Raw genomic sequence first — 25,706 nt, 5'->3', positions numbered from 1 at the left:
GAGAACACACAGTCGTGTTCTCCTTTATCCAATATGAGACTCTTTACAAGCCAGTACTTATCTTTGGGAGTAATACATCTTAATTATTTCTAATTGATTAGCGTTCTAAAATTATCTTAATAATTGCAATTTTGGGTAAATGACAATCAAAACTAATCACCTAGACAAATTGAATCGTCAATAGTTGCAATCAAAACCGATGAAATCTCTCAAAAGTCCCTCATCTAGATTTTCTAATTTTCAAGCACCAGAACAAACTCCTCAATTGGCCTATAGACCGTTTGGTGGCCAAACTCAAAAAGCATCTTTTACGCCCGTGACACAAACGGACGTAGAGAATGAAGCTTTTGCAGAAGAAAAGATGGAAGTAACTGGATTGGAATTACAAGCCAAGTATGGGACGATTACGCCAGAGGGACAAGAACGGCTGACTGTATTGCAAGCCAAGATGGATCGATCTTTGAATTCTCGATTGGAAAAAGCAACTCGATTTGGTCATAACTTTGCCAATATTCCAGTCAGAAGGCCAGATACACCAACACCAATTCAAGCAAAACTGACGATTGGGGAGCCTGGAGATAAATACGAGCAAGAAGCTGACCAAACAGCGCGTCAGGTAATGCAAAGAATTCATCAGCCACAGAGTCGGAAACTTCAGCAAGAAGAATTATCTGATGAAGAAGAATTGCAAATGAAGCCAGAGGGCAGTATTCAGCACGAGGAACTGCTAGAAGAAGCACAAATGAAATCTTTGAAAGCAACTCCCTCGCTGCAACGGGAGGAACTACCAGAAGAAGAATTGCAAATGAAGCCGCTTGGTACTTCATCCGAGATAGTGAATGAGGTAAAGTCCCCAAGCAAACCGCTTGGACATGACATTAGTCGAATATCACTGCGGCGTCCACAAACAAAACTGACAGTTAGCCAACCTGGAGACGTTTATGAGCAGGAGGCTGATAGTGTAGCCCAATTGGTGATGCAGAGGATGAGCGAACCTGTGCAATCTATCCCACGGGAGGCATTACCAGAAGAAGACCAATTACAAATGAAATCTCTGGCGGATTCCGTTACTCCTTTGGTGCAGCGTCAGGGTGGAGGAAGGACAGCCGCAACATCTGAGCTAGAAACTTCAATCCAACAAGCACGTGGCAATGGGCAGCCACTTGCAGATGATATCAAGCACCCAATGGAGCAAGCATTTGGGGCTGATTTCGGTAGCGTCCGGGTTCATACTGATGCTCAATCTAATCGTTTAAATGAATCTATACAAGCTCGTGCTTTTACTACAGGGCAGGATGTGTTCTTTCGTCAAGGCGAATACTCTCCTGGAAGTGATGCAGGCAAGGAATTACTGGCCCATGAGTTGACGCACGTTGTCCAGCAGAATGGCAGTGCAGTACAGCCGAAATCTCTTCATGTAGCACCAAAAGAAAATAAACTTCAGACAAAAGTGCTGACAACCTCTGCGGGGCATGGGCTAGCTATCCAACTGCGAGAGAATTTCCAAAAACCAAGTGACGAAGATAACCAAAAAAAATTAGAGTCCAAAACTGATACGGAAAACGGCGAACAACAAAATCAAGCTACAACAGAAAAACATCAAGCTAGTCCCACGCCCCCAGATGATAGTGGTAACGCGGCAACAGATCCGCCCCCGACAAAAAAAGTTGGTGCAGCAGTAACTCAGAAACAGGTTGAGGTTGGGGGAAATCAACCAAAAGAGCTTGAGTCAAAAGATACTAAAGTTAATACAGAAAAGGTCGATTCTCAACAGCAAGCTCAAAGCAAAGGAGCAGATGTAGGTAAGGTAAACGCAGATTTATCTGGAGAAAACGCCGGGAAAGCGATCGCAGCATTACCCAGAGCAAATGTAGCCATTACAGCAGTTGATGGTAAAAAGGCTCCCACTTCCCCTGAAGATGACCCAGCATTTCAAGCGGTAGTCGGCACAACCAAAGAAGTTGCAGGACAACAGAAAAAACACCCACCTGCTAATAGCAAAGCCCAAGAAGCCCAAGCGGCAGCCCAACCCCCAGGTAATGAAGTAGACAGCAAAGCGCAAGCCAATCAAGTTGGGGAGATGCAACAAGCCCCAACACCAGGATTTGACGCTGCCGCCTTCAAAGCCAAATTGATGGAGCGGATTGCTGATATGGCTCCCAAGAACTTGGAAGAGGCGGACAACTTTAAAAATAACAATAAACTGGACTCTGTTAAAGGCGATTTGAGCGATCAGGTTAAAGAAGAACAGAAAAGTTCTCAGGGTCAACTAGAAGAGAAAACCAAAGAAAAACCTGATGCTAGTGGGATTGAGGCTAAACAAGTAACACCACTACCCAAGAATGAGCCAGGGACACCGCCAACAGGTGTTGATGCAGATAAAGCTGCACCCAAATCTAAAGGACAAGGTGAAGTCGAAGCACCACTGCAAGAGGACAGTAAAAAACTTGACCAGCAGATGAAAGAAGCGGATATTACTGAGGAGCAATTAGCAAACTCCAATGAACCGGAGTTTCAAGGGGCACTCGCAGCCAAGAAAGACGCTCAAACCAATGCCCAAGAAGCACCGCCACAATATCGCCAGCAAGAGCAAGGGATACTCGCAACCGCTCAAGCTACGGCATCAGCTACAGCCCAGCAGCATCTCCAAGCAATGCACGGTATCCGTACCCAAAACCTGGGTCAGGTAGGGGAGCAGCAGGTGGGTGCCAAGAGCAAGGATGAGCAAGCACGGGCAAAAGTTGCTGGTGATATTAATAAGATTTATGACAAGACTAAAGCTAAAGTTGAGAAAACCCTTAGCGAACTAGACGGGCAAGTTATACAAGCCTTTGATGCTGGTGCTGCTGACGCCAAAAAAGCCTTCGAGGATTACGTTGGCAAGCGGATGGACGATTATAAGAGCGATCGCTACAGTGGCTTTTGGGGGCCAGCAAAATGGCTGAAAGACAAATTGTTCGGTATGCCCTCAGAGGTGAACGCTTTCTATCAAGAAGGTCGCCAGCTTTACATCAATCAGATGGATGGTGTTATTAACAAAGTTGTTGCCATTATCAGTAAAGGACTGACTCAAGCCAAAGCAGAAATAGCCAATGGTAAACAGGAGATTCAAGATTATGTCAACAAACTGCCGCAAGACTTAAAAGGAGTCGGTCAACAAGCAGCCGCAGACATTGATAGCAAATTTGAAGAATTGCAACAAAGTATTGACGATAAGCAAGATGAGCTAATTGATACCCTAGCGCAGAAATATCAGGAGAATTTGGAAGCTGTTGATGCCCGCATTGAAGAGATGAAGGCAGCAAATAAGGGATTGGTACAGAAGGCTTTCGACTTTGTGGTAGGAGTCATCAAGACGATTATTGAGCTAACCAAAATGCTCTTGCAAGTGCTGGCACGAGTTGCTGGCGTAGTTGGGCAAATTCTCAAAGACCCGATTGGTTTCTTGACTAATTTGATTCAGGCGCTGAAGCAAGGCTTCCTCAACTTCATGAATAATATCGGCAAGCATCTCCAGCAAGGATTAATCGGTTGGCTGACAGGCACAATGGCAGAAACTGGTATTCAAATGCCAGAAAACTTCGACCTCAAAGGGATCTTTAGCCTAGCAATGCAGCTTTTGGGCTTCACATACCAAGCAATTCGCGCCCAAGCGGTGAAACGATTGGGTGAAGAAAAGGTCAGCCGATTGGAACAAACTGTTGATGTATTTCAAGTCTTAGCCAGTGAAGGGGTGGCTGGGATTTGGCAGTTTGTCCAAGAGAAGATGGGCGACCTCAACGCCTTGGTAATCGAACCCATCAAGAACTTTATCATTGAAAAAGTGATTACAGCCGGGATTGAGTGGATTCTCAGCTTGTTGACTCCGGCTTCAGCATTTATCAAAGCTGCTAAGGCGATTTATGAGATTGTCAAATTCTTTATTGAACGCGCCCAGCAGATTGCCGATTTAATTAATGCGATACTGGATGCAATTGGGGCGATCGCTAGTGGTGCGATCGATCAAGCAATCAAGGGTGTTGAAAATGCCCTAGCGAAATCTTTACCAGTTGTCATCAGTTTCCTAGCAAGTCTTTTGGGCTTAGATGGAATTGCCGACAAGATTCAAGGAATATTCAAGAAGCTGCGGAAACCGATGGAAAAAGCAGTTGATTGGGTAATTGATAAAGGTGCGAAGGCGTTTAAGAAAGTTGGTAGCAAGGTTAAGAATAGCAAGTTTGCTAAGAAGGCTGGAGAACTGAAAGATTCGGCGAAGGAGAAATATAAAGCCGGTAAGCAGTGGGTTGAGGATAAGAAAGAAGCTGGTCAGAATTGGGTTAATGATAAGAAAGCAACTGCCGAGCAGTGGGTTAATGACAAGAAAGAGGGTGTCAGTAACAAGTTCAAGAATAGCAAGTTTGGCAAGAAGGTAGGAGCCTTTACAGAATCAGCGAAGGAGAAATATAAAGCTGGTAAGCAGTGGGTTGAAGATAAAAAAGAAGCTGCCCATAATTGGGTTGACGGCAAGAAAAAATCCATAAAGGATAAGTTTGACAAGTCTGGGAATAAAGTAAAAGATAAGTTTGGATTTAACAAGGATAAGAAAGCCAAAGATAGCAAAGCTGATGAGCGATCGCAGAAGCAAAAGCAAGACGACTTAAATCAGGGTTTAGCAGAAGCCCATGAATTGATCAAGGATGACAATACATCTGCTAAAGCAGTCAAGAAACGCCTAGTAAGTATCAAGTCTAAGTATCAGATGACCTCGCTTGAACTGGTAGTTAAAAGCCAAGATGGTGTCAAAGAAACCGTTTATGTCAAAGGTAAGGTCAATCCTACAGGAAAAACGGGTGACGAAGAGATATTCGACGATAACGTGAACGCCGAAGAATTGATTAAGAAAGCAAACAGTGATTGGAAAAAAGTAAAAGCAACATACTTAAGTAACCCGGAAATAATGAAACAAATCATTGCTTTCCGCAAGCAAGAGGTGGCAAGGATTATCGCTGAGGTGAAAAATCAGATACCGGGGTTCAAAGAAGAAGCTTTTGGAAGCGAAGATTTAACCTCTGACTACGATGTGACTTTTAATGCTAGCGGTAATCAATCGATTGAAATTAAAGCAGTGAAACAATTCAACGAAATTTTCCGCAAAAAGTGGAGTAAAGAGTCTGGCACTGTTTTCGACACAAATGTTTATACAACTGGGCATATGCCCGTTGGTGAAGGAAAAGAAGAAAAAGAAAAAGATAAAAAGCAAATAGAATCGCAAATGACACCAGAAGGTAAAGAATCTTCTCAAAAAATCCAAGATGTAATGTCACTTCTGAAAATAAGACGTTTTATGTCTGATCTTCAGTGGAAAAAATATAAGAAGAAAATGGTTAGAGATACTAATGAAAATCAGAAATCAGAAATAACCAGTCGCTTCAATGAGGTTGATACCATTTATCGAGAAGTTAATTCTGAAATGAAGAAAAAGATTAATGAGCTCAATCAAAAGGTTATGAAAGTGCCCGAGCTGCTTGCTGGTCTTCGCGCATCATATATTAAGAAGACTAATTCGGACGCTGAACTAGAGGCTAGCAACCGACTATATGAAGAGTATCTAGGAGAAGTTGATCGGATATTGGAAGACATTAAGAAACTCAAGGACAAGGAAGAACAAAGCACAGAATATAAGCAGGAACTGAATGAACTAACCCTCAAATTGCAGAAATACCGTAGCAAAGCACTTGTATTTGCCAATGAAGCTTATCACACAGGGGGGGCAGTCGAACACGTAGTGCTCAACCAACAGATGAAATTAAACATATCTATTAACAATCAGCAATACTTGCAGTCAATCAACGAGCAGACAGGTTTCGCAGTTGAGCAAATTAATCATAGTCCAGACTTAGGCACGGCTCTTTGGAAAAGTGCTAAATATATTGATCGGCTTTGTGATGCAATTAATAAAGTTGATATAAAAGACTTTAACAAACTGCAAGGAAAAGAAGAATTGTCGGAATTAGCGCAAGAAATGCTGAAGATTAAAAAAGGGAAGGATAAGTATGCAGACTTGAAAACAGAGAAAGATAAATCAAAAGCTGCCGAGGATGTGGGTAAGCGTTATGGGTACACCTCTCAAAAGGCATTTTTAAAAGCTGTTGTGAAATTGAACCGCGAAGCGAATCAACAAGCTCGGAAAGGAAATATTTAGATTCGGATATAAATACCTTCCCTAGACTTCCCTAGATTTGTGACTAAATAAAAAGAGAAATTAGAATTCCAAACACAAGAAGCATATGAACACAGGGTTTTGTCATATAATTCTACGTAATGTGCCAAAAGAAAAAGCACAGATAGATGCAGATATTTATCAGATTGAAGGTGGTTTTCGAGGCTTCAAGCAGGTTATACCTGGGTTTCATTATGTGGGCGTGCAAGTTGATAAAATATCTCAAGGCTTTTGGTCTTGCTTGCAACCAAACGAGGTTTTAGTGAAAGTTTTTAACCACGCTTTGCAGCAATTTGAAGACGATCAACCCGAAAACACAGATCACTACCAAAAATTAGCATTAGGAGGGGCGATAGATCAGGTACTGATCCCTTATAACCATGATTCTTGGGAAATATGGGAGAAACTGACGAACCATATTGCTCCTCGTGTTTTTTCCCCAATCCTTAATGAAGAAAAATCAAACCATGCTGCGGTCAATATACCTTCTGACAAGCCCAGTGATTTGTTTCTAGAACAATTATCTCGCTTTGAACAAGCCTTATTTAACACTCACAGTGGTGATACAGAGGCTTTTCTGAGTGAGTTTCAATTTGCCTTTGTTCGATGGTACACCAACATTGAAGATATAGAAGCATTAAATCGCTGGCGTTACCTGCTGCAAGCTATTTATAATGCTGGCGAGTCTGGTATTGCTAAAGTACCTGAACTATTTTCCAGCTTGATTGACACTTTGTTAGTGCAGTTCGACTGTTTGCCAGAGGATATGTTTACACCCAACAGCTTTGTCACCAGCCAAGCCAGTTACTTGGCTGAAGATATGATTGACTCAGATATTGAGGGCATTGTCGAGAAAGGGCAAGATTTTGAGGCTTATTTACAGGAACGAGGGTTTTTACCTCACTAATGTGTGATAAAAACCTAATGTATTTATATTGCTCAAAATTGTGCTTAATGAATCCTACCGAAAAGCGATCGCCTGATACTAACTTGGCAGTGAAATAATGTGTAAGGCGAGCACACTTTTTGGTCTTAATATTAGTCCAAAAGCCTCGGTTAATCTGAGTTATAATTCTGACGACTGGTTGAATTGCAATTCTATGAAAGCTACCAAAACCATTGACGCATCTGTAACGTTGCCAATTGAGCTATACCAAGCACTCCTTCAACAAGCACAGGCACATGGATATTCCCTTAGTGACGAAATAACAGCGTTGCTGACCCCCTTTGCTTATGCAGATACCCACTGAACTGGTTCAAGAGTTTGTGGCTTGGGAAGCAGCAAGTGATGAGGATTGGCTAAGTATGGAAGCGACACTAGCATCACTTGATGCGGTAGCGGTTTCCGATGAAGTAAAAAACTAAATGGCTAGAGGAGATATTCTCTTAGTTGGTTTGCCTGAGTCAGATAAGCGAGAAGAAAAGGGCAATCGTCCAGCAATTGCGGTTCAAACAGATATTGCAACTTCTCCGATGTTGATCATTGTCCCAGTTACGTCTTCATTAGGTGCATTGCGTTTTCCATTTACAGTCAGGATTGAGCCATCGGAACAGAATGGTTTAACCTTGCCTTGCGTGGCAATGGTGTTTCAACTGCGAGCTATTGATCGAAAGCGCATAATTCAGAAAATAGGTGAGTTAGAGTTGCAATATTTAACCCAAGTTGATGCAGAAATTTGGCAGATGTTAAAGCCAAAAGAAGCCCAAGAGTAAGGTATCTTCAATATTCACGCTATCGAGCGACAATGCTAAAAATTCAAGCCAGCAGTGCCTTTCAAGTTGTCGCTAATGCAAGCAAAAATTTATAGGATATGGTAGATAAGACTGAAAATCATCAATTAGACAGCGAACTAACCCTACACGACTCCTCCCAATCTCCCTTAACGGTTCGCGCGATCGCCTTCACTCTCACCACACAAAACAACGAACTCATCGAGTGTCGCCTCACCTTCCAAGTCAACCCACAACTCTATCAACGCATCGATACCGCCGCTTTATTCAATCTCAAACCAGATGCGCGTAACCCTCTATCATCTGGTAAATTCCTCAGCGAACCAGACATTACTATCGAAGTCAGCCTGAAACCAGATTTATTACCACTCCTGTCTGAACACGCCGTCAACATTGATGAAACTGCAAAATATATCCTGAATTTAAGCCAAGAACAACCCGATAACCAAATCCTTTGTACCGAAAGCTGGTTGGGTTTATCTGTTAAACAGCAACAAGAATTAGGCGAAATCGGCTATCGTACTCTTTGGTCTTATATTAATCCAGAAAATATTGCTCAAACAAGCGTTTCCGGTGAAGGAATTGCTGAAGGCATTGTCAACTTTTTTAAAGATTGGACTGAGGCGAATTTGTCAGCAAAAACTCAGAAAGCATCTGCCAAAATGCTGGAAGGAATCGATAAATTTTTGACAGAATTAGCTGATATTAACACAGATGAGATAACGCAAAAAATAGAGGCAATGCCCTCAGATTCTACAGATGGTAGTCTTTTTAAAGAAATAATCAATTTTTTTCAAGCTGATGATTGGCCCTTTGTACAACTTCCAGGACAGCCAGCTTTACAAATACCGTTCCAAGGCGAAAATGGCAAATGGAATTGTTACGCTAGAACTAGAAGCGAACAAAATCAATTCGTTTTTTACTCAATTTGTCCAGTCAATTCACCAGAAAATAAGCGGCTGGCTGTAGCAGAGTTTTTAACTAGAGCTAATTCTGGCATGATGATCGGCAACTTTGAGCTAGATTTTAGCGATGGCGAAATTAGCTACAAAACTAGCATTGATGTCGAAGGTGACAGACTCAGTTTTGCACTCATCAAACGGGTAGTTTACGCCAACGTCACGATGATGGATGAATACCTGCCTGGGATTATGTCTGTGATTTATGGTAATGTCTCACCAGAAGAAGCGATCGCCAAAATTGAAGGTTAGTTGGATATTTGTTTTTTGCTAGTCCCTAAATAGAAGTCATAGTAACAATTGCCACTATGACTTCTGCTGCGTTTGAGTATTTCTGAGTCTTGATTTACATTCCCAACTAAACCTTTGCTTCCAAAGATTTGAGTAACTCGGTATTCACGCCCGACTCACGAGTTAGGGCAATTTTGCCAGTGCGGGCGATTTCTTTCAAACCAAATTTTTGTAATACTTGCACGATCGCTACCAGTTTACCTGGATCTCCCACAACTTCTAAGGTGAGAGAATCTTCTGCCACATCCACGACTCGCGCCCGGAAAATCTGAGACAATTCGATCACTTCTGAGCGATTGCTGCTACTAGCATTCACCTTCAAAAGCATCAATTCCCGCTCGACACAAGGAGTTTCGGTAATGTCTTGGACTTTCAAGACATTGACTAACTTGTACAGTTGTTTGGTGAGTTGCTCGATAATGCGATCGTCACCAGGGACAACCATTGTAATTCGGGAGACTCCTCCTTGTTCAGCAGGACCAACAGCAAGGCTTTCAATATTAAAGCCGCGACGCGCAAATAAACCAGATATGCGGGAAAGAACACCCGCCTCATCTTCTACGAGAACTGAAAGGGTATGTTTCATCTTCGCCAACAGAGGCTAGAGCAGGAATTGAGTAACGCAGACACTAGCTAAGGGCAATGCTAGACCTACTACCGCACTAAATTTTCAGTGCGACCTCCTATTGTAAACTTAAGCGTTGCACTCTATTGCATTTCCAATCGAGAAATTGTTTAGAAATTCTACTGCAAGCAAGAATTTGATTGAATGTATATCTTTTTGTTGGCAGATGCAGCATTTGTTGCAAACCTTTTATACTCAGATTTGATCGGTTTCTAATAGGAGAAAAATTTTTATGGGTTGGCTACAAAGATTGTTTGGCATGGAAAAACCTCAAAATGCAGAAGTAAATCCGGCTCCACAGGCTATACAGCAAGCTCCTAGTAGTGATGTCGCTAATGCTACGCAATCAATACCTCCAGAACGTCTAGGGTTAAGCGGAGAATATGACCAAAGTGGTTTGGCAAAGCGGGTAGCGTTGGCATTTGATGAAGATCCCCAACTCGACGATGTTAATACCCTTTGGGTTGCTCAGACGGGTAGCACTGTAGTGTTGAAAGGTAAAGTCCCCAGTCAAGAAATTCTCAACAAAATGATTTCTGTAGCGAGTTCTGTAAATGGTGCTACAGATGTTGACACTAACCAGGCGACGATTGGCTAGGTGCAAAAAGGCAGAAGCTTGAGGGAGATGAGGGAGATGAGGGAGCAGGGGAAGAATTCAAACTCCTAACTCCTAACTCCTCTCTCAATCCAATCTAAAATCGCTTGATTCACTTGTTCTGGACATTCATCATGGGGACAATGCCCTACATCCTCCAGATTCAGCAGTTCCAACTTCTGGTTATATTGGGCAAATTGGCTAGCTAGTGCTGGCGGCACAAACCGGTCTTTTTGTCCCCAAATTAAAAGCATCGGAATTGTTAAGGTTGGTAATACTGTCTTGACACTAGGACTAAAGTTAATTCCGATCGCCGCTTTGAATAAAGCACTAAACGCCCTTGCAGAACCCCGATCTTGGGGAGGCCCTGCTAAAATTTCGATCAGTTCATCGGTAATCGCCTCTGGGTTAGCGTAGGCAAGACGTGCCCAGCGACGCAGCACCCCAGGACGGCGCACGAAGTTAAATACAGGTTTAAGTATCAACGGTGAAGCGACAACATTTTTAATTGCGGTGACGAGTGGGCGCAGCACAGGAGGAATTGCTTCTTGTTCTAATGACGGGTCTGGTAAACTCATCATCACCATACCCAGCACCATATCCGGATGGGCGGCGGCGGCGGCCATAGATATCAGCGAACCGTTGGAATTGCCTATTAATATCGCTGGTTGACGGATAAATGTTTTCCAGAAATCGTAAACTTGCTCAACCCAGAGTTCGATGCTGTAATTAGCTGCGGCTTTTTCAGAAGCGCCAAAACCCAGCATATCTATAGCGTAAACTGTGTGATGCTCACCCAACACCTCTAAATTATGTCGCCAATGACCAATAGAAGCGCCAAAGCCATGTAACAGAATTAGAGGTGTTGTGTTGTGGTGATTTTGACTAGGGCGAATGTAAGTGTAGCGAGTTTGCCAGCCACGCCAAATCCAATCTCTTTGATTACCAACTCGTTCCTGCCAGTGTACCGTAGTGGTCACACTTACCTCCGATTTATCAGCACTGAAATACCATTATAAGAATTGGGGATTGGGCATGGAGAAGAGACAAGGTAGACAAAGAAGAGGGGGGAGACAAGGGAGCTTTCAAGGGCAGGCTTTTAGGCTTTCGATAAATAGTTGAGAATGTTCTCAATTATTGAACGTAGTTTTAAGTTCTCAGACAATGGTTTTGGTTTTAAAATCCCAAAAATTTGTCTAATCAAAAAAACCTGCCCCAGAAAGAGACAAGGGAGAGACTTATTCAATATTCCCCCTTGTCCCCCTTGTCCCCTTGTCTCCCCTGCTCCCCAGTCTCCATTCCCTATTTACCTAACAAATTGGGGCATAATTTCAGCTGCGGTAAATATTCCATAGATGCCGCGTTGGTGCAATTGTCTACCAGCTTTGAGATAGCCGAAAGCAGGGCCGCAGACATTTGCTGCCATGCTGGTTTCATCTCCCAAAGTAAAGGTATGGGTGGAAATCTTTCCTTCAAAGGTACGCCCTGTTACCTTCACATTGGTGCTGAGGGGCTTTTTGGGATTGCGGGTATCGACTACACCACCAACTGTAACGCGATCGCGTCCTACTATCCCCGCTACTTCTAACATCACATCATCAGCGTGTTCCATATTTTTCAAGGTCAGCACGCCATTAGTTTTATCTAGTAGTGCTTCTACTTCTGCGTCAGTCATCGCCCTAGCAGCTTCTACTGTGTAACCAGGCATGTGGCCAATGTCTTCCCGGACAGTGGCGCGGTAAGCTTCCCAGTTAGCAATTCCCACCCCAAAGGTAATTTCAACTTGATGAATTTCGGCGTAACTTTGGGCGGCTAAAGCTGCTGCTGCTGTTAACAGTCCAGGTGTAGCACCGCATCCTGTCATGTAGGTAATCCCGGCGGCTTGCAGTTCCTCTTTCATCGCTAGGAGTTGTTCTACAGCAGTGGTGCGTTTAATTGCATCTACTAGTACCCCACGCCAACCAGATTTGATAAATTCCTTGGCGACATTGGGAATAAAATCATTTGGCAGGTTGGGTAAAGCCAAAAAATACCCATCTACTTCAGCTATTTCGATTAAATCTTGAATACTTTGATTTGTTAATGTACCAATTGGCTCTAAATAACCTACCGAACCTTGAGACTGATAGGTTGTAACGGATTTTTCAGTATTTAAACCTTCAGCAGCATAAGCGTAACCTTTTTGATCTGCTGCTGCAACTAAAATCATTTCTCGTTTGCCAGCAACTACTTTGGCGGCTGCTTGTCCGAGTCCGCCGAAACCCAGTACTCCTACACGTATCGCTGGCGAAATATTTAGAGAATTTTTGATTTGTTTAGAATTCATAGTCAATTCGTTAGGTTGAATCCAAAGCCTTGATTATTCAGCATTTCAGCTTCCGGCTGGTAACTGGTGGCTGATGGCTGATAACTCAAAGCTATAGAGATTAATTATGATTCATTATCCTGGGTTCTTTGGCTGGATATTGCAGATATTTATCTACTAGCGATCGCTTTTGAGTTTTTTGACTGGGAATATAGGCATAGTTATTAATATAGAAATTTTGGCAATAATAAACAGCAATTAGACTGGTGCTAGATGTCTAGGATGTGGAAGTGCCACCTCGGCTCAATACCTATCTGTTCTGTGTTCTGCTGATGGCGGCATCCCGATCAATTTCAATACATCTGCTTGTGGCTGTTTCAACTCGATCTCTGGTAGCCATTCATCCGGGTTGGTATATAGCAAATCTAAATTAGCTGCAATCTTGTGTGACTCCCAATCCCACCAAGATAGTTCTAGCAGCCGTTCTACTGTTTTAGGCTCAAACCGATACCGAATTATCTTAGCTGGATTACCGACCACAATTGCATACGCAGGAACATCACAAGCAACAACAGCCTGTGCGCCCACAACTGCACCATTCCCAATTTTCACCCCTGACAAAATCGTTGCTCCATGCCCAATCCAAACATCATGGCCAATATTCGTCACCCCGCAAGCAGATGCATCGGTGTAACGTTCTTCTGGAGAAGCTTCCTCAGATAACCACTTGAAAGGAAATGTCGTTACTCTTGTCATAATGTGGTTTCCTCCACCAAAAATAACGATATCCTTAGCCAGAGAACAAAACTTTCCAATCTCAATCCGATCTTTTGGGGTAAATATTGCCAAACTGATGTGCCGATCAAAGTAGGTGTAATCTCCAACTTTGATGCGCGGGTCTTGAATATGAGCATTTAGCCAAATGGGAGGAGAAGTATATTCGAGCATCGTAGACATCGCTTGATTATCTATAGTGATAAGAAGTTTGGCTAGAAGTAATTTTAATGCTCATAAATTTCTAATGGTAAATTATCTGGGTCTTTAAAGAAAGTATATTTCTTGCCTGTAATTTCATCAACTCTGATATTTTCTACCTCTAACCCTTTTGATTTTAAATAAAAAACAGTTTCCTCTACATCATCAACTTGAAAAGCAAGATGTCTTAAACCACAAGACTCTGGGTTACTAGATCGTTCTGGACGATTTGGGAAAGAGAATAGTTCGATTTGAGTATTTTCTGCAACTTTTAAATCTAATTTATAAGAATTTCTGGCGGCGCGAAAAGTCTCTTGAATAATCGGAAAGCCTAAAACTTCTACATAAAATTTTTTGGAGCGATCGTAGTCAGAACAAATAATCGCTACATGATGAATACCAGTGGTTTTCATTGGAGTTTTGCTTTTTTAATACAATTATTAAGAGAGTGTACGCAGGTGGGAACCCAACCATATTACACCCTCTTAAATCGAGGTTAAGCTTTAATGTTTTTGATCGATCTTACCTTTCTTTTCATGAACAAGCCAATAGTGCCAAGAAGAAGTGTGCTACCTAAAGTACTAGGTTCAGGTACTTGTCGATAAGAAACTATACCGGAATCGGAAGTTTCAGAAGAGACAGAAAATAATGTTCCAGCAATTTCGTAACTTTTGTCAGGATTAGCTTTGTCAAGGAAGCTGTACAGCAATCCAATAGGTGCGTTATCTGCTAAGGATACAGTTGGAAATGCAACCGGATAATCTGGATATTCAACATCATCCTTTGCGGTGTAAATATTAGGATCATTATCGAATTGAAAACTTAGCGATTGAACTGGGGCTACTGGGATATTATCATTACTGAAAGTTGTGTCATCAAAGCTAAATAGACCGTTACCTTTAGCTGTAGAACTATCAACATTGAACGCATAATTAATAATTGCAGCCGATGCAGATTTAGTAGCTAATGTAGCTAAACCCAGAATCAGACTAGTAGCGATCGCTAATTTTTGAAACAATTTCATCTCAATTTTCCTGTTGCATTAAATAAATCAATTATTTAAACTCTGTAGAGACGTAACAGTGCTACGTCTCTACGTTTTCACCAAACGTCTAAGACTTACTTCTTAGCGCCAGTAGAGTTATTCGTTTGACTCAATTGCCAATTCTTTAGAAGTTGCTCGCGGTTTTGCCGTAAGTTTTTACCGTTACGTTTTTCAGGATAAGGAATATTATCGCCCTTAATTCCTTCCCAAAGAATTTCGTTGAATTCTTCTGCATCAAGGTTATCTTCACCGATAAAATTGAACCCCTTGGTCATAGCAGCCCACCATTTTGCATCATTTAGAATGGGCACAGCTGCTGTATTTTCAATATTGGGGTCTTGGCAAGCTGGTACTAGTTTCGGATCTACAGGTTTAGCACACAAGTTACCTGGCACAACAGCTGTGTAAGGCTCAAAATTCGGTTGTCTTGTGAAGGCATCTGACATTGGTTCGGCATTAGCATCAGTAATTGCCAAATAGTTAATGTTTAACAAATCCTCCATTGTCCGCAATATATTAATGGTGTTGTAGTTAGTGCTAACGAGCGCACCTCGTTTTGTGTAGGGCGAAATAACATAAGCTAACGAACGGTGCGAATCAACATGATCGGGCCCATTTTGGGAATCATCTTCAATGATGAAAATTGCTGTTTCTTTCCACTCCGGGAGATGAGAAATTTTTTCTACCAGTTTGCCAATAGCATAGTCATTATCTGCCATTTGCAATTCAGGAGTATTTAGTCCAAATAAAGCAGTGCCAAAAGAACCAAAATGATCGTGAGATAAACGCACAAGCATTAAATTGGGTAATCCATTTTGCTGAAGATCCCTTTCCCATTCGTTGTACAAATAAATATCGGCATTATTTTGATCGAATGAGCGGAAGTAAAGATCGGTTTTATCCAACAATGCAGTTTTAGTAACGGGAGCTTGAGGAATCTTGTCAGCGTAAGGAGTTGCGGAAATGGGGATATAAGCTGGGTTTTTCGGATCGGGTTTAGTTGGATCGGTTTGAGTAGTGGTGTAAGGAATTCCGTTATCAACGAAGAAACCGTAATTGCGTACAGTCTTGCCAGCACGTAGCGCCGTATCCCACAGATAACCACCAATGGCATCCGGTTGGAGATTACCGTCTCCTTCGGGAGCATCAACATCCCTGTCTCCAGGTAATATGGAAGACTGCCCAGAAGGATCTAAAACTCCTGTTATCCGGGTATTAATTGGCGAGTTATTCGAGGAAGTTTGCGGTAGTCCAAGACTGATATTCCGATTTGTACCTTCGTAATCGTAGGTTAAGCCGTTAAAGCCAGCGTTACCGTAAAGAACTGATTGAGTTTTTTCGGTGTAATCTGTAGTACGACCGTAAGTAGACCAGTTCCAACCTACTCCACTAGATTCACCACTGTCATAGAAGTTATCAAAAGTTGCAAAACCAAGAGACAGCTTGTGATGGTTGGGTGAAATCTTGTAGGGAAACAAGGTAAGTGCAGGATCGCCATTACCGATAGGTAAGTCACCGAGTACCTGATCGTAGGTACGGTTTTCTTTAACTATGTAGATAACGTGCTTAATTTTGCCTTGTAAATACCTCATTATCCGGTCAGGACGACGATTGTAAAAACCGTTGTTTTTGTCTACCTGCGTTGAAAGCATAGCCAAAGTACTGCTACTTGGCACTGGAATAATTGAGATACCAGCTTTTTCTAAAGCCCAGGTGTAATCGTTTTTAAAATTAGTGTTACGTGCAAGTCCTGCTGGTGTCGTTCGACTGTTTGACGGGTTGGGGCCGGAATTACTTTTAGCATTGACAACGTAAAGTCTTTGACCATCAAGGCTGACACTTACAGAATTAGGATACCAGCCAGTGGGGATGCGTCCATTCACCCGACCAGCTTGCAAGTCCACAACAGCGATCGCATTCTCGCCGCCTAGAGTAACATAAAGTGTTCCTCCATCTGGACTGAGACTTAAAGAGTTGGGATTGCCACCTTTGTATTTATCGCCAGGGCGAGACAGAGAAATGGTTTGGACAACCCGATTGCTATTTGTATCAATGACTGAAACTGAGTCATCATTACCATTAGCTACATATAGTCGATCTCGATCCGCCGAAAGCAGTACTTTGTTTGGCTGACTACCTATTGGTATACGAGTGATTTTTCCAGAAGCAATTTCAACAGTAACTACTTCGTCATCGCGCTGGCTACTAATAAAAACTTTAGCTGCTTGACCTTTGTCTGTACTTTTGATAGCGACATCAAAAGGAAATTCACCAGTTGCTATTTTGTCGCCTGCCCTAAAGAACTTAATTTCTTTAATTACCTTACGGGTAGAAGTGTCAACGATTGATATAGAGTCATTCTCAAAGTTTGCAGCCACTAAGGTCTTGCCATCTTTACTGACTGCAATACCCGCTACAACTGCTCCTGTACTCACAGCTTTAGCTGGCGTATCCTTCAACAAACCACCATCGTATTTAGGGAAGGGTGCAGTTTGGTCAGAATTATGACCTAGTAAAATAAAGGGGGCATCTGGTACGTACTGACTACCATTAGACGCATAAACATACACGCGATCGTCAATCCCGCCTGAGACAAAGAAGCGCGAGCCATCTTTAGCCCAAGCCAAACCGTTATAGGTATTAGGAATATTAATTTGTTGTTTTTTAACTAACTTACCGCTAGTCACATCATAGACAAAAACCCATTCTGCTTTTGGGGTTGTTGTACCACTTGGCTTACCAGTTAGCGGATCTAATACAGGATAAGTGAAAGTACTACCTGTATTTTCATTTTTGAAGTTTTGGTTATAGCCACTGGTAAGAACCAGTAGAGTTTTTCCATCAGGACTAAGGGCTGTACTTACGGCTTCAGCAGCATCAGCATTATCATCTGTACGCAAACCAGTTCCTAAAGGTGCAAACGTCGAGCCTGGTGCTGCTGCGGGCGTGATAATTTGACCTGTAGGTAGCAAAGCTGCTCCACCTTCTAAGTTACCAACAGGTCTGGTAGTTCCAGCACTAGCTGATTGGATACTTGCACTCAAGCTACTTACCAGCAAAAGACTTAATAGATACCCTTGGTTTCTACTAGTTTTCATGCAATTTTTCTATAATAGGGAGAACCATAACTATTCAAATACAGATATTTATAGTTCATGGTTAAGCCATGAATAATTTTTGGTTATATTTTGGTAGTAGCAAATTGTATCTAGTTAAGTTTTTGAAATACCTTATTTATTTTTTGACGTTGCTGAGTGGAAATATCGGAATTCAGTTTTATTTCTAAAGTTGATAAAATTAGTTGCAAATACGATTTAGTTAAGGAAAATTGTAGGTTGGGTTAAGCAAGCGCAACCCAACAAAGCCCCGAAAATGTTGGGTTACTCTTCGATAAGCCCCTTCGGGTCTACATTCCTCAAACCAATCTACACATTTCAAGATTTTTGACACTAACTGACCTGTATTGAATTAATTGCTAAGATTTTGAATTTTGAATTATTAATTTTACTTTTGAATTGTAATTATTTATTTTTTACATTTTAGACTTTATCTTGACCATTTTTTTATATATAACGTAGTTTTTATCCGTTTTTCGATAGCAGATTTTGACTGTTATTAGTAATAGTTTTATACAAACTTTAATATTTTTCCTTAATCTAAGCTTAACTTTTGCTTAATTACTGGTAATAGATACTAAAAAAGAAAAAAAACTGACAATATTTTTTAATAAATACTGTCTTTACGCCATAGAACTGATATGCTCAACAAAAGTCTTATTTTGTCATTGTTGGTGTTGTTTGCAATGGCTCCTGCTGCCAATGCAGAGGTTAAATTGATTGCAATTGGCAGCCTAGATGGTAATATAGGCGATCGCTCCACCGAAACATCTGCTCCTTTGGAAAACGGCGTTCCAGGAAACCTTTTGGGTGGGTCTAGGGTCGGGACTAGCTTACGCTGGCAATAATACCTTTATCGCTATCCCAGACCGGGGCCCAAATGCCGTCTCATACAACAGCGCTGTGAGTGACACAGCATCCTATATCAACCGCTTCCAAACTATCAAACTGAAACTCGTACCAAGCAATGGTTCATCAACGTTGCCTTTCACCCTTACCCCTCGCTTAATTGACACAACTCTGCTGTTTAGCAAAGACCCTCTTTACTACGGAAGTGGTGCGGGATTGGGTGTACCTAGCGGTGTACCAGCCTTAAATACCAAGAATAAAAACTATTTCACTGGACGCTCAGACAACTTCAACCCCACCCAAATCTCCACATATTCCAACAATGCGCGTTTCGATCCTGAAGGGGTGCGTGTATCCAATAGTGGAGAGCAAATATTTATCTCGGATGAATATGGCCCTTATATATATGAATTCAACCGCAATACAGGTAAGCGGATCGGGGTCTTTAACCTACCTAGCAAGTTTGCAGTCAGCAACTTAAGTCCTGTTAGTGATACAGAGATCAGTGGTAACACATCCGGTCGGGTTGCCAACAAAGGTATGGAAGGACTGGCAATTACTCCCAATGGTAAAACCCTGTTTGGCATTTTGCAAAGTCCCTTACTCCAAGACGGTGGGACTAATGGTGCTTATACCAGAATTGTCAAAATTGACATTGCCACAGGTGCTACTCAGGAATACGCCTATCAGCTAGATAATATTGGTACGGCGGCTAAACCGAAGTATCCTACAGTTAGTGAGATTTTAGCCATTAGCGATCGCCAATTCCTAGTAGATGAACGCGATGGCAAGGGATTTGGCGACGGCTCCAAGGCTGCTTTCAAGAAAATCTATCGGATCGATTTGACGAATGCTCAAGAAGTAAGCAATATCACCGGGGAAAGCAACCTTGTTGGTAAGGCAGTAACCAAGACCTTATTCCTTGATGTGGTTGCTGCACTAACTCAAAACGGCATCAAAGAAGAGGACATTCCTGCCAAGCTTGAAGGTTTGGCTTTCGGAAAAGATGTGAAGATCGATGGAGTGGAAAAGCATACATTATTCATCGCCAATGACAACGATTTTCTTGGTACTTTAGCACCGGATACTTACCATTCGACAAGTGTTGACAACCCAAACAAGTTTTTCGTTTTTGCGGTTGACAATAGCGATCTGCCGGGTTTCGTAGCGCAGAAGATCAAAGGGGAAGACGAGGATAGCAGAGGTGATGATTGATATTCGGTTCAGTTGATATTTAATTATGAGAAGCTGTTAGAGTAGGCAAAATGCCCACTCTACATGCTTACTAATTTCACTTGTTTGCTAGTTTATTTAAGTAAGTCATGCATTTATTTCGATGTATCGTTTATTTGTAGTTAATTATTTTTTTCTCTACCTTACCCATGTGGAAACCGCTATAGGACTAGTATTTGATTTCTGAAAAAGCTCCGTACATTTGAAGAGTGGCAAAATCAAAGGTAGTGTCTCGGAGAAACCACTCAAACATCCATTTGAGATGAGAGAACGAAGGAATCAAAGCACAGAAACGCCGTACCCAAGTTTTAGCTTGTAACCAAATATCCTCAATTGGATTTTGTGATGGGCAATTAGGGGCTTTAGCGTTCACAATGAATTTTCCAGTGTTCTTGAGACAAACCAAGGTTTATCTCGCCTAAAAAGTTTTGAACCAGATGTGAACGATGGTAAGAAGCACCATCCCAAAAAAGAAGTAATCTTTGGTTGGGCGACTGATCTAATAAATAACGTAGATAATCAATCGTATTTTCTGAGTTACCTGCGTTATATGCTTTGAGCAGTAAGCCTCCCTTCAAATAGTCAACTGCCCCGTAGTATGTCTGTTTATCTCGTACATTAACAACTCTCACTGTTATCTCTTGGTCAGTTCTTCCCCAAACATATCCGCTTAAATCTCCCCACATTAAATGACATTCATCAAGCAGTAATACTTTTAACTTTCCTGTCTCGATTTCCTCCCGATGCCTTGCCAACAGTGTTTCAATCTCTTTTTTTTTTGCAGCAACAGCATCCTCGTCAGCTTTTGGATTCAAAGAAGTAGTTTTCTTCCAACTAATTCCTGCCGCATCAAATAAATCGTAATAGCTCCGTTTTGATTCATAAGTTAGATCGTATTCAAAAGCCAATTTATATTCGAGTTCGCCAAGTTCCCAACACTCCTTTGTTTGCAACCAACTTAAGATTTCTTCTCGTTGTTGAGCAGTTAAGTAGCCTTTTCTTCCCTTGTGGTTCAAGTGCAGCCCCGAAATTCCATATTCCTCGTAGGCTTGTTTCCAGCTTGTTATCGAACCAAGTGACACATCTAAAATTATTTGAATTTCTTCATACTTGTAACCTTGATAAACCAGTTTAACTGCCAAAGCTTTCCTTACCTCACGCGCATCTGGGCGATCATCTATAAATTCTTGTAGTTCTGCGATCGCGGCTTGTAGATCCTGGTTTATCATTGTTCGTTCTTAGACAGATACACACCTCAGTATTATCTCTTAGTTTTTTCAGAAATCAAATATGATTCCTATATATGTTTGTAAGTTACTCAGCATTAAAGTAACTTCATTAAGTTTAAGAAAATTAAGCAAAAATGATTTCATCCAAATTTGGCTAGATAAAAACATAATATTAAATATAAATGTGAGAAAAAGTGTGTTCTTGAACGATGCCCGAATACCTTGATTGGGTGTAAATTTAATTTTTAGCTCTGCCTTTAATCCCTCAACTAACCCTAAAATCAGCCCTAAACTCAGCCCAAAAACCAGCCCACCAATCAGCCCAAAAATTGGCCAAGCAATCAGCGCACTCATCAGCCCAGAAATCAGTGATGAAATTAAATTTTTTAGAAAATTTTTAATTCCTATTTGTGTAATTGGAAATTGAATTGCTTCGACTGGTTTAATGGAAAAACTCTCACTAATTAGTCCACTCATCAGCCCAAAGACTAGGCCAAAAATTAGCCCACTCATTAAGCCAAGAACTAGCCCAAAAACTAGCCCAAAAACTAGCCCACTCATTAAGCCAAAAATTAATTTATACAAGCACTTTTGCTGACGATTTTGTAACCAAAATGGCTGTATATTTTCAATCAAAAACTCTGTCTGTGTTCCTCTTAAACGCTTTCCTAAAAACGCTAAAAAATGCACAATTTTCTTTTGCTGCGGTTCTCCCTTCCCTACACGCAACAAATCAAATCTACGCTCGATATAAGCATCAAATAAATCCTGCTTTGTCTGTATTGCTCTTCCTTGATATGCAACCATCATCATTGAGAGTAATAATGGTGTCCTTGCTAATTCCAAAAATTCCGCGTTTCTCTGTATTTCTTGCCACACATCAGGTCTATTCAACTGATTTAAATAATCTTGAATCTGTCTTTCCGACAAATGCTGCAAACAAACCGCACCATGTAACTGTGTAAGCTGTTCTTCCCCTGTATGATATTCCTCTTCCCGACAGCAAACAACCAAATCCCGCTTCGCATCTTCACCCAAATATTGATTAATTGCTTTGATACACTTTTTTTGTCGTTCCAACCCCAACTCATCCAAGCCATCTAACAACGGTAAAATATCACCCCGTTCTAACCAAAACCGACTAATTCCAGGTCTTAGATTATATTCTTCCTTAAGTTGAATAATTAGCCAATCCAGAATATTAACGCTATCATCCCGCCATGCCGAAAGTTCAAAGATAAAAGGCATTGGGGCTTTATCATTTAGCTTTGCTGTTTCCAATAATTCTTCTGCCAAATTTAGCAGTGTCGTAGTTTTTCCTCCTCCCGGCTGTCCTAAAATTAATAATCTGCCACTGATATCTTTTCGTTGCAACACATCCACCATGCGATTAATTTGCTGAGGTGGGCTTGTATGCTGGTTTGTAGAGATTCTATATAAGGGTTGCAGTGGGTTTCGTCCGACTTTTTCCGGTTGCTCTTGTTTATCTAGTTCAATCATCAGCGACAAAAGCAGAGAATCTTGCGATCGCTTTTTAACCTTTGTTTCTTCCGCTTCCAGCAATCGCGGTCTTAAGATTGGGTCGATTTGTTCTGGTGGGGTCTTCTGACTGCTGCTGTGCCTGTTGATATGTTCCCCACGCAATTAACAGCGTCACAATAATCACAGCACCAATAATTAATGAATTTTTATGTGGGAAATCTGGAATTGCAGGTAATTGGTTAATTAAATAACCGATTAAACTTGTGGCAGTTGCACCAAAAATGAACAAAAAGAGCGGATTTTTGAACAGCTTGTTCATGCAGGAGACTTGAAAGCAAAGAATACTTAAATTGATTATCGCTATGTTTGAGTATTACTGCTGACAGTCTTGAGGCGAAACTTTTATACAGTTAATGAGCAAGGCTGAATTTTTACTATTCCTGTAAAACGGTCTTTGATACAATCCTAGTTTTCTTGAGGTCTGCTTCCGAAAGTTCTTCGCCAGCTTGCAAGCGAGTGGCGGAAGTTTGCAACACTGTCGCTGCACCTTTATCTCCAATTTGTAAAGCAGTTTTAGCGGCCGTTTGTAGCATCGTGGCTGCACCAGTGCGATCGCCTTGTTGCAATTTCGCCTCGGCTAACTGGGTTTGGCGATACTTCGCTAATGCTAAAATAGAATGTTGAACCTGGGGATTAGATGTCGGTTGATACGCCCGCACTACATCTGCATACACTGGCATCAAGGGCGAAAGTAAACCTTGTTCGTTAACCAATGGGTCATCATAACGGATTTGCAGATGGGCGATCGCTTGCTTCCCTTCTGGCAATTGTCCCAGATAAATGTTTGCCAAAACTACCCGTTCTACATCCTGCATCAAATCTCCCAAACGCACAGCAAAGCCACCGTCAGCTTCAGTTTCCACTGGTAACTCGATTGTGTCTGGGGCAACTTGGGCAATGGGTTTCAATTCTGCTAGTCGGACATTGGGCACTAAAGATAACAGCAAGTAGGCATTAGTTAGCCCAATCGATTGAATCCGTCCAAACAGTCGGCTAAATTGCTCCACAGCTTGTTCGGGACGTTCGATATAAGCTAAAGTCCCACCACCGACATCGGCAATGTTTTCTAGCATATCTTGATTCCAGCTATTGCCAAATCCGAAAGTGTTGATAGTTAGGTTAAGTTTGGCAGCCTTTTGCGCCAGTTTCAGACAGCGTTTGCGATCGTCTCGCCCTATATCCCACTTCCAAATCCGCAAACCGCTTTCACCATGCCCATCCGTCAGCAGAAACGCCTGGGAAACAGCGCCTCTTGTGCCCTTCATCAGTTCTGTAATTCCCAGTTCTAAACCATCAGCGATCGCAGTACCGCCGCTAGCGGTGAGTTTGCTTTTGATTTGAGATTTGATGGTTTCGGGGTCTTCAATCGCTTGGTTGGGGATAATGACTTCCGCAGTACCGGAAAAAGCTACAACTGAAATGCGATCGCCTACTTTCAAGCGATCGATTAATCCTTCCACCGCCTGAATCACCGTTTTAATTGGTTGTCCATGCATGGAACCACTTTTATCCAAAATCAAGCAGAGATTAAGGGGGAGATTTCGATCGGACTCACCAGCGATGGCAAAAATCGTAATTGCCAATTGACGTTGGCTAGTTGTTTGAGCCAGATCAACATTATTGTCATTTAACGCCGAGAGCAATTTAACTTTCATCTAAACTTGAGTTTACTGGGGAGGAGTATCTTGCAAAATTGTTTTGGAGACAATTCTGGTTTTCTTGCGATCGCTTTCGGATAAATCTCCGCCAGATTGTAGCTGGGTGGCAGAAGTTTGCAACACGGTCGCTGCATTAGTATCTCCCATTTGCAAGGCAGTTTTCGCAGCCGTTTGTAACATTGTCGCCGCACCAGAGCGATCGCCTTGTTGTAATTTCGTCTCGGCTAGCTGGGTTTGGCGATACTTTGCTAATGCCAAAATAGACTGTTGCACCTGGGGATTCGGGTCTGCTTGGTAATTTTTGACTACATGGGCATAAACTGGGATATTTGTTGTAACTAAACCTACTTTGTTAGCGGCTGGGTCATCGTAGCGGACTTGCACATTAGCGATCGCTTGTTCACCTGTTGGCAATTGTCCCAAATAAATATTAGCTAAGATTACCCGTTCTGCATCTTTCATTAAATCTCCCAACCGCACAGCGAAACGTCCATCAGCTTCTTGTTGCAGTGGTAACTCGATTGTGTCTGGGGACACTTGGGCGATGGGTTTAAGTTCCGCTAACCGGACATTGGGCATTAAAGAGAATAACAGATAAGCATTAGTCAATCCCACTGTTTGAACGCGGCTGAACAGGCGATTAAACTCTTCTACAGCCTGTTCGGGTTTTTGAATATAAGATAAAGTACCTAAGCCAGCATCGGCAATTTTTTCTAAAACATCTTGGTTCCAGTTGTCACCAAATCCCAAAGTATTTAAAGTTAAATTATAGCTAGCAGCCAATTGAGCAAATTTCAAACAGCGATTGTTATCACCGTGTTCATTTTCCCCGTCGGTTAATAAAAAAGCTTGGGAAACAGTATCTTTTTTGCCCTTCGCCAACTCCTCAATCCCCAAGCGCAGCCCTTCATCAATCGCAGTTCCACCATCGGCGGCTAGGCGATTGATTTGCTGTTTGATTTTCTCTGGATTTTCGACACTTTGATTGGATACTAAAACTTTGGCCCGGTGATCGAAAACTACCACACTGAGGCGATCGCCAGGATTGAGTCTATCCACCAAACGATTCGCTGCTTTTTTCACCGTTTCTAGCGATCGCCCATTCATCGAACCACTATGATCGAGAATTAAGCATAAATTCAGGGGTACATGGCGGTCTTGATTTTCTGCGATCGCCGAAATCGAAATTCCCAACTGACGTTGACTGTTCAGTTGATTTGCGTCCAAATTACCATCATTCAAGGCAGGCTGCAAATTAACCTTCATAACTCAGAGTCCCTATTCAGGATATACATATTAAAAAATAACTTCAAAGCACTACTTTAGCTCTACGGAAAACTTATCCAACATAAAT

General features: G+C 41.8%; 20 protein-coding genes and 1 pseudogene. 9 read left to right on the top strand and 12 right to left on the bottom strand.

Annotation, left to right across the window (positions count from 1 at the left end):
- The first annotated feature begins 199 nt into the window (after positions 1-199).
- The 6 genes from NSTCB13_RS13625 (at position 200) to NSTCB13_RS13600 (ending at position 9,141) form a co-directional block, all read left to right on the top strand.
- Positions 200-6,181 (top strand): eCIS core domain-containing protein, encoded by a 5,982-nt coding sequence (locus NSTCB13_RS13625; RefSeq protein ID WP_448272698.1) that lies wholly within the window; start codon positions 200-202, stop codon positions 6,179-6,181.
- An 85-nt stretch (positions 6,182-6,266) separates the two neighbouring features.
- The gene (locus NSTCB13_RS13620; RefSeq protein ID WP_448272697.1) at positions 6,267-7,106 is read left to right on the top strand and encodes a hypothetical protein; all 840 of its coding nucleotides are present in this window, start codon (positions 6,267-6,269) and stop codon (positions 7,104-7,106) included.
- Between the two features lie 193 nt (positions 7,107-7,299).
- Complete coding sequence (locus NSTCB13_RS13615; RefSeq protein WP_448272696.1) at positions 7,300-7,449, top strand: hypothetical protein; 150 nt, start codon at positions 7,300-7,302, stop codon at positions 7,447-7,449.
- The gene (locus NSTCB13_RS13610) at positions 7,433-7,564 is read left to right on the top strand and encodes a hypothetical protein (protein WP_448272695.1); all 132 of its coding nucleotides are present in this window, start codon (positions 7,433-7,435) and stop codon (positions 7,562-7,564) included. Before NSTCB13_RS13615 ends, NSTCB13_RS13610 begins: the two co-directional genes overlap by 17 nt.
- Complete coding sequence (locus NSTCB13_RS13605) at positions 7,565-7,912, top strand: type II toxin-antitoxin system PemK/MazF family toxin (protein WP_448272694.1); 348 nt, start codon at positions 7,565-7,567, stop codon at positions 7,910-7,912.
- Positions 7,913-8,010: 98 nt separating this feature from the next.
- The gene (locus NSTCB13_RS13600; protein WP_448272693.1) at positions 8,011-9,141 is read left to right on the top strand and encodes a YbjN domain-containing protein; all 1,131 of its coding nucleotides are present in this window, start codon (positions 8,011-8,013) and stop codon (positions 9,139-9,141) included.
- Between the two features lie 106 nt (positions 9,142-9,247).
- Here the strand turns inward: NSTCB13_RS13600 and ilvN are convergent, their stop codons facing one another.
- Positions 9,248-9,766, bottom strand: a complete 519-nt coding sequence (gene ilvN, locus NSTCB13_RS13595; RefSeq protein ID WP_448272692.1) for an acetolactate synthase small subunit — start codon at positions 9,764-9,766, stop codon at positions 9,248-9,250.
- Positions 9,767-10,037: 271 nt separating this feature from the next.
- On the opposite strand from ilvN, the gene NSTCB13_RS13590 reads away from it, so the two are divergent.
- Complete coding sequence (locus NSTCB13_RS13590) at positions 10,038-10,403, top strand: phospholipid-binding protein (protein ID WP_445628102.1); 366 nt, start codon at positions 10,038-10,040, stop codon at positions 10,401-10,403.
- Between the two features lie 65 nt (positions 10,404-10,468).
- Here NSTCB13_RS13590 and NSTCB13_RS13585 read toward each other — a convergent pair whose 3' ends face one another.
- The 6 genes from NSTCB13_RS13585 to NSTCB13_RS13560 all read right to left on the bottom strand — a co-directional run bounded on the left by NSTCB13_RS13585 (position 10,469) and on the right by NSTCB13_RS13560 (position 17,823).
- A complete protein-coding gene (locus tag NSTCB13_RS13585) occupies positions 10,469-11,380 on the bottom strand; it encodes an alpha/beta fold hydrolase (RefSeq protein WP_445628103.1) in 912 nt (303 codons plus the stop codon).
- Positions 11,381-11,706: 326 nt separating this feature from the next.
- Positions 11,707-12,726 (bottom strand): (S)-8-amino-7-oxononanoate synthase BioU, encoded by a 1,020-nt coding sequence (bioU, locus tag NSTCB13_RS13580; RefSeq protein ID WP_448272691.1) that lies wholly within the window; start codon positions 12,724-12,726, stop codon positions 11,707-11,709.
- Positions 12,727-13,008: 282 nt separating this feature from the next.
- Positions 13,009-13,662: a CatB-related O-acetyltransferase gene (locus tag NSTCB13_RS13575; RefSeq protein ID WP_445628104.1), complete on the bottom strand. Its 654-nt coding sequence runs from the start codon at positions 13,660-13,662 to the stop codon at positions 13,009-13,011.
- 44 nt (positions 13,663-13,706) lie between these two features.
- Positions 13,707-14,093 (bottom strand): SMU1112c/YaeR family gloxylase I-like metalloprotein, encoded by a 387-nt coding sequence (gloA2, locus tag NSTCB13_RS13570; RefSeq protein ID WP_445628105.1) that lies wholly within the window; start codon positions 14,091-14,093, stop codon positions 13,707-13,709.
- 83 nt (positions 14,094-14,176) lie between these two features.
- The gene (locus NSTCB13_RS13565) at positions 14,177-14,704 is read right to left on the bottom strand and encodes a PEP-CTERM sorting domain-containing protein (RefSeq protein ID WP_445628106.1); all 528 of its coding nucleotides are present in this window, start codon (positions 14,702-14,704) and stop codon (positions 14,177-14,179) included.
- A 95-nt stretch (positions 14,705-14,799) separates the two neighbouring features.
- Positions 14,800-17,823, bottom strand: a complete 3,024-nt coding sequence (locus tag NSTCB13_RS13560) for a bifunctional YncE family protein/alkaline phosphatase family protein (protein ID WP_448272690.1) — start codon at positions 17,821-17,823, stop codon at positions 14,800-14,802.
- A 659-nt stretch (positions 17,824-18,482) separates the two neighbouring features.
- Here NSTCB13_RS13560 and NSTCB13_RS13555 point away from each other — a divergent pair.
- Complete coding sequence (locus NSTCB13_RS13555) at positions 18,483-18,689, top strand: hypothetical protein (protein ID WP_448272689.1); 207 nt, start codon at positions 18,483-18,485, stop codon at positions 18,687-18,689.
- A complete protein-coding gene (locus tag NSTCB13_RS13550; RefSeq protein ID WP_448272688.1) occupies positions 18,652-19,905 on the top strand; it encodes an esterase-like activity of phytase family protein in 1,254 nt (417 codons plus the stop codon). The genes NSTCB13_RS13555 and NSTCB13_RS13550 overlap by 38 nt, the downstream gene beginning before the upstream one ends.
- 187 nt (positions 19,906-20,092) lie before the next feature.
- Here the strand turns inward: NSTCB13_RS13550 and NSTCB13_RS13545 are convergent.
- The 5 genes and pseudogenes from NSTCB13_RS13545 to NSTCB13_RS13525 all read right to left on the bottom strand — a co-directional run.
- Positions 20,093-21,128 (bottom strand): annotated as a pseudogene (locus NSTCB13_RS13545) (IS630 family transposase); the annotation flags it as partial.
- Between the two features lie 72 nt (positions 21,129-21,200).
- Entirely contained in the window at positions 21,201-22,715 is a 1,515-nt protein-coding gene (locus NSTCB13_RS13540; RefSeq protein ID WP_448272687.1) for an NACHT domain-containing protein, read from the bottom strand.
- Complete coding sequence (locus NSTCB13_RS13535) at positions 22,687-22,953, bottom strand: hypothetical protein (RefSeq protein ID WP_448272686.1); 267 nt, start codon at positions 22,951-22,953, stop codon at positions 22,687-22,689. The genes NSTCB13_RS13540 and NSTCB13_RS13535 overlap by 29 nt, the downstream gene beginning before the upstream one ends.
- A 115-nt stretch (positions 22,954-23,068) precedes the next feature.
- The gene (locus tag NSTCB13_RS13530; protein ID WP_448272685.1) at positions 23,069-24,349 is read right to left on the bottom strand and encodes a vWA domain-containing protein; all 1,281 of its coding nucleotides are present in this window, start codon (positions 24,347-24,349) and stop codon (positions 23,069-23,071) included.
- Positions 24,350-24,361: 12 nt separating this feature from the next.
- Complete coding sequence (locus tag NSTCB13_RS13525; RefSeq protein WP_448272684.1) at positions 24,362-25,618, bottom strand: vWA domain-containing protein; 1,257 nt, start codon at positions 25,616-25,618, stop codon at positions 24,362-24,364.
- Between the last annotated feature and the right edge of the window lie 88 nt (positions 25,619-25,706).

The sequence above is a fragment of the Nostoc sp. DSM 114160 genome, from assembly GCF_053470305.1.
This window is presented reverse-complemented; position numbering and strand designations above follow the sequence as displayed.